General features: G+C 59.7%; 4 protein-coding genes and 1 pseudogene. 4 read left to right on the top strand and 1 reads right to left on the bottom strand.

What is annotated here, in order from left to right:
* Positions 1-606: (5-formylfuran-3-yl)methyl phosphate synthase (locus EN991_RS27230; protein ID WP_206519258.1), on the bottom strand; the 606-nt coding region annotated here is incomplete at its 3' end.
* A gap of 250 nt (positions 607-856) precedes the next feature.
* Between EN991_RS27230 and EN991_RS27220 the strand changes: the two genes are divergently transcribed.
* The 4 genes and pseudogenes from EN991_RS27220 to EN991_RS41130 all read left to right on the top strand — a co-directional run.
* A complete protein-coding gene (locus EN991_RS27220) occupies positions 857-2,086 on the top strand; it encodes an ABC transporter substrate-binding protein (RefSeq protein WP_127369913.1) in 1,230 nt (409 codons plus the stop codon).
* A gap of 21 nt (positions 2,087-2,107) precedes the next feature.
* Entirely contained in the window at positions 2,108-3,079 is a 972-nt protein-coding gene (locus tag EN991_RS27215; protein WP_127369912.1) for a YVTN family beta-propeller repeat protein, read from the top strand.
* A gap of 29 nt (positions 3,080-3,108) precedes the next feature.
* Entirely contained in the window at positions 3,109-3,552 is a 444-nt protein-coding gene (locus EN991_RS27210) for a hypothetical protein (RefSeq protein WP_013532046.1), read from the top strand.
* Positions 3,553-3,609: 57 nt separating this feature from the next.
* Positions 3,610-3,748 (top strand): annotated as a pseudogene (locus EN991_RS41130) (ABC transporter ATP-binding protein); the annotation flags it as partial.

The raw sequence follows: 3,748 nt of genomic DNA, 5'->3' as shown, positions 1-3,748 counted from the left end.
GCCACACAGCGCCCCCCGAAAGCCGAGAAAATCGGGAGCGAAAGGCAATAGGCGCGGAATGTCCGGAGCTTCCAGCGATCCACTCAGGCCGACCATCAGACCGAGCGATTTCGTTCGATCGACGAATCCCGGAATACGCTCCGGCGGCAGATGATCGAGCAGCCGGCCCTTCCCCTTTTGCGCGGTATCAACCATCACGCCGTGGAAGCGATGCCTGGCGAACATCGGCAGAAGCTCGAAGTCCGGCGCCAGATCGGCAAACAGCACGGCAATCAGCTTCGTTCGTGCGGCGAGCGGTTCAAGCGCCTGTGCGCAGGCAGAGATATTTGCCGAAGGAAAAAATCCGATCTTCACATAGTCGACGCCGGTCGCCGCGATCTCTTCGGCCTTGATGCGGATCGTTTCGGGTTCCATCGGCAGGTCGCCGCAGACAGCGCTGACCGGAGCCCGACCCGCGATGAAAGAGATCGTTCGGAGCATGGTTTCCATGGACACCGCGCCCAGGGCTCCCGCCTTCGGGTCCTTCAGGTCGACGATATCGACACCTCCAGAAAGAGCGATCTCCGCCTCTTCGATGCCGGTGACGCTTGCCAGCATTCTGGTCATTTGAACAGTTTCTCCAGTTTGGAGGACAAGACGCTTTTATAGAGGCGGTCGATCCCCCTGCGCCACGTCTCGCCGGTGTTGCCATGCGAATCGACGCTGGCGACCTTCCGCACCGTTCTGGCAGGCGCGAAAAGTCGTCCTATAGGGTTTGATAAATTTTTCGGGTCGGCTAAGTTGATCATGGGCACCTTGACTTGGCGCGGGTCCGGCAACCGTCGAACCTCTGCGCAAGAATGGGTAATTACTATCGATGACGAGCGCGGTGCCAGGCACTCTCGCTGCCTTTTTGTGCTTTTTTTCCCTGACCGTCAACGTTTCCGACGCGACAGGCCAGGAAACGGTGGCGAAGCCGGAAAAAAAGATAACTGAAATCAAGATAGGCTATTTGCGGGCCTACGCACCGCAATTGACGCTTTCCATGCTCGACCTGCCGCCACGTGACGAAGGTGTCGCCGGTGCCGAGGTAGCGATCGGCGACAACAACACGACGGGAAAGTTCACCGACCAGAAATTCAGCCTCGACGTGACCGAGGTCAAGCCCGACGGCGACGCGGTTCAGGCATTCGAAGGCATGATCGCCAAGGGCGACCGCTATGTGGTCGCCGATCTTTCAGCCAAACAATTGCTGTCGATCGCCGACATCGCCCGCGACAAAGGCGTGCTGATCTTCAACGTCGGCGCCACCGACGACAGCCTTCGCGAGGAGGACTGCCGCATCAACGTTTTCCATATCGCGCCGACGCGCAGCATGCTGGCCGACGCGCTGGCGCAGTATCTCATGGTGAAGAAGTGGCCGAATTGGGTGCTGCTCTATGGATCACATGAGCAGGACCATCTCTACGCCGATGCGCTGCGCCGCGCGGCAACCCGCTTCGGCGGCCAGATCGTCGCCGAGAAGGAATTCAAGGATACCGGCACAGCCAGGCGCACCGACACCGGCGCCACGCAGATACAGCAGCAGATTTCCGTGTTCACGCAAGACCTCCCGGAGCACGACGTGGTGCTTGTCGCCGACGAAAGCGAGGTTTTCGGCACCTACGTGCCCTACCGCACCTGGACGCCGCGGCTGGTCGCCGGCACGGCCGGTCTGGTTGCATCGTCATGGCATCCCGCCAGCGAACAATGGGGCGGCATCCAGATGCAGAGCCGCTTCCTGAAGACGACGAGCCGGCGGATGCTCTCCAAAGACATGTCGGCCTGGACCGCGGTGCGTGCGGTCGGCGAGGCCACCACGCGCACCAAGGGCGACGATGCGAAAAGGATCAGCGACTATATACGCTCTGACGATTTTTCGGTTGCTGCTTTCAAGGGGCAGAAGCTGACCTTCCGCAAATGGAACCTCCAGCTTCGCCAGCCGATCTTGCTTGGCGACACCAAGTCGGTCGTCTCGACATCGCCACAGGAGGGCTATCTTCACCAGGTCTCCGAACTCGACACTCTCGGTGTCGATCAGCCGGAAACGAAATGCGCTCTCAAGTAGAGTCAATCGGGAGGAATTTGCGTGCAGAAACGAGCTTGCGCATTCGCCATTCTCGCGGCCGGCTTCACGGCCAGCCCGGCATCGGCCTATACGGCTTACGTGTCCAACGAGAAGGACAACACGATGACCGTCGTCGACACGGCGACGATGCAGGTGGTGAAGACCGTCGAAGTCGGCCAGAGACCTCGCGGCATCACCATCTCGCATGACGGCAAATTCGTCTATCTATGCGCCAGCGATGACGACACGATCCAAATCATCGACACCGCGACACTTGAAATCATCGGTACGCTGCCTTCCGGCCCCGATCCCGAATTGTTCGTCCTCTCGCCCGACGGCAAGACGCTTTATGTCGCCAATGAGGACGACAATCTCGTCACCGCCATCGACGTCGAAAGCAAGCAGGTCCTGGCCGAGATACCAGTCGGCGTGGAGCCGGAAGGCATGGGTGTCAGCCCCGACGGCAAGACCATGGTCAACACCTCGGAAACCACCAGCATGGCGCATTTCATCGACACCGGCACGCATGAGGTGACGGACAATGTGCTGGTCGACACGCGCCCTCGCTTCGCCGAATTCAAGCCCGACGGCTCGCAGGTCTGGGTCAGCGCCGAGGTCGGCGGCACCGTCAGCGTCATCGACAACGCCAAACGCGAAGTGGTGAAGAAGATCCAGTTCGCGATTCAGGGACTGCGGGCCGAAACCATCCAGCCGGTAGGCATCGCCATCAGCGCCGATGGCAAGAAAGCCTATGTCGCGCTCGGCCCGGCGAACCATGTCGCGGTGATCAATACCGACACTTATGAGGTGGAAAAATACATCCTCGTCGGCCAGCGCGTCTGGCATCTGGCCTTCACGCCCGACCAGAAAACGCTGATCACCACGAATGGCAATTCCAACGATATCACCTTCATCGACACGGCCACCGACGAGCCGGTCCAATCGCTCACTGTGGGCCAGCAGCCCTGGGGTGTGGTCATTTCGCCCAAATAGCAGACATTGATCATCGGGAGGCTCAAGACATGAAACTTTGCCGTAGGTTTTTCTTCGCCGCGCTCGCCGGATTTGTCCTTGCTCCGATCGTAGCAAACGCCGACGATGCGACGTCAAAACCGTCGCGTGCCAGCAAGAACCTGCCGGAATTGATTATCGGTTCGGCCGATTCCACCTATGCGGTCAATCAGAAGGACTTCGAGCTGATCGCCGGCCAGGGCTATCGCTGGAAGATCACGTCCAAGGGCGGTTTCGAGTACAAGTTCGTGACCGATCTCTTCCGCAATGTCTGGATGGACCAGATCGTCATCAACGATTTGGAAGTGCATATGGACGGCGGACCGGCCTGGCTGGAATTCGACGACGCGGGAACGATCCAGGTGCAGTTCCATACCGTTCGCCCGGGCGAATATACCTGGTCGGTTCCCGACCTTGCCGACAAGGGACTGAAGGGCAAGATTACGATCAAGTAAGACAAAAGGCGATCAGGGGCGCCAATAGGCCAACGCGTCCTGAAGGAGCGATCCGGTATGCAGCATATGAGGACAAGCGGACCGGGAGACGAGGTGGCGGCGCTCGATGTCCGAGCCGTCAGCCATTCCTATGGCCAGAAGCGGGCGCTCAACGACGTCTCCTTCTCGATCGCGCCGGCGACTTTCACCGTTCTGC

Origin of the sequence: Mesorhizobium sp. M7A.F.Ca.US.005.03.2.1, from assembly GCF_003997795.1 — a bacterium.
GTDB lineage: Bacteria > Pseudomonadota > Alphaproteobacteria > Rhizobiales > Rhizobiaceae > Mesorhizobium > Mesorhizobium ciceri.
This window is presented reverse-complemented; position numbering and strand designations above follow the sequence as displayed.

Coding starts and splice junctions, on each gene's coding strand:
- EN991_RS27220 (WP_127369913.1), top strand. CDS start 857: ATGACGAGCGCGGTGCCAGGCACTCTCGCTGCCTTTTTGTGCTTTTTT.
- EN991_RS27210 (WP_013532046.1), top strand. CDS start 3,109: ATGAAACTTTGCCGTAGGTTTTTCTTCGCCGCGCTCGCCGGATTTGTC.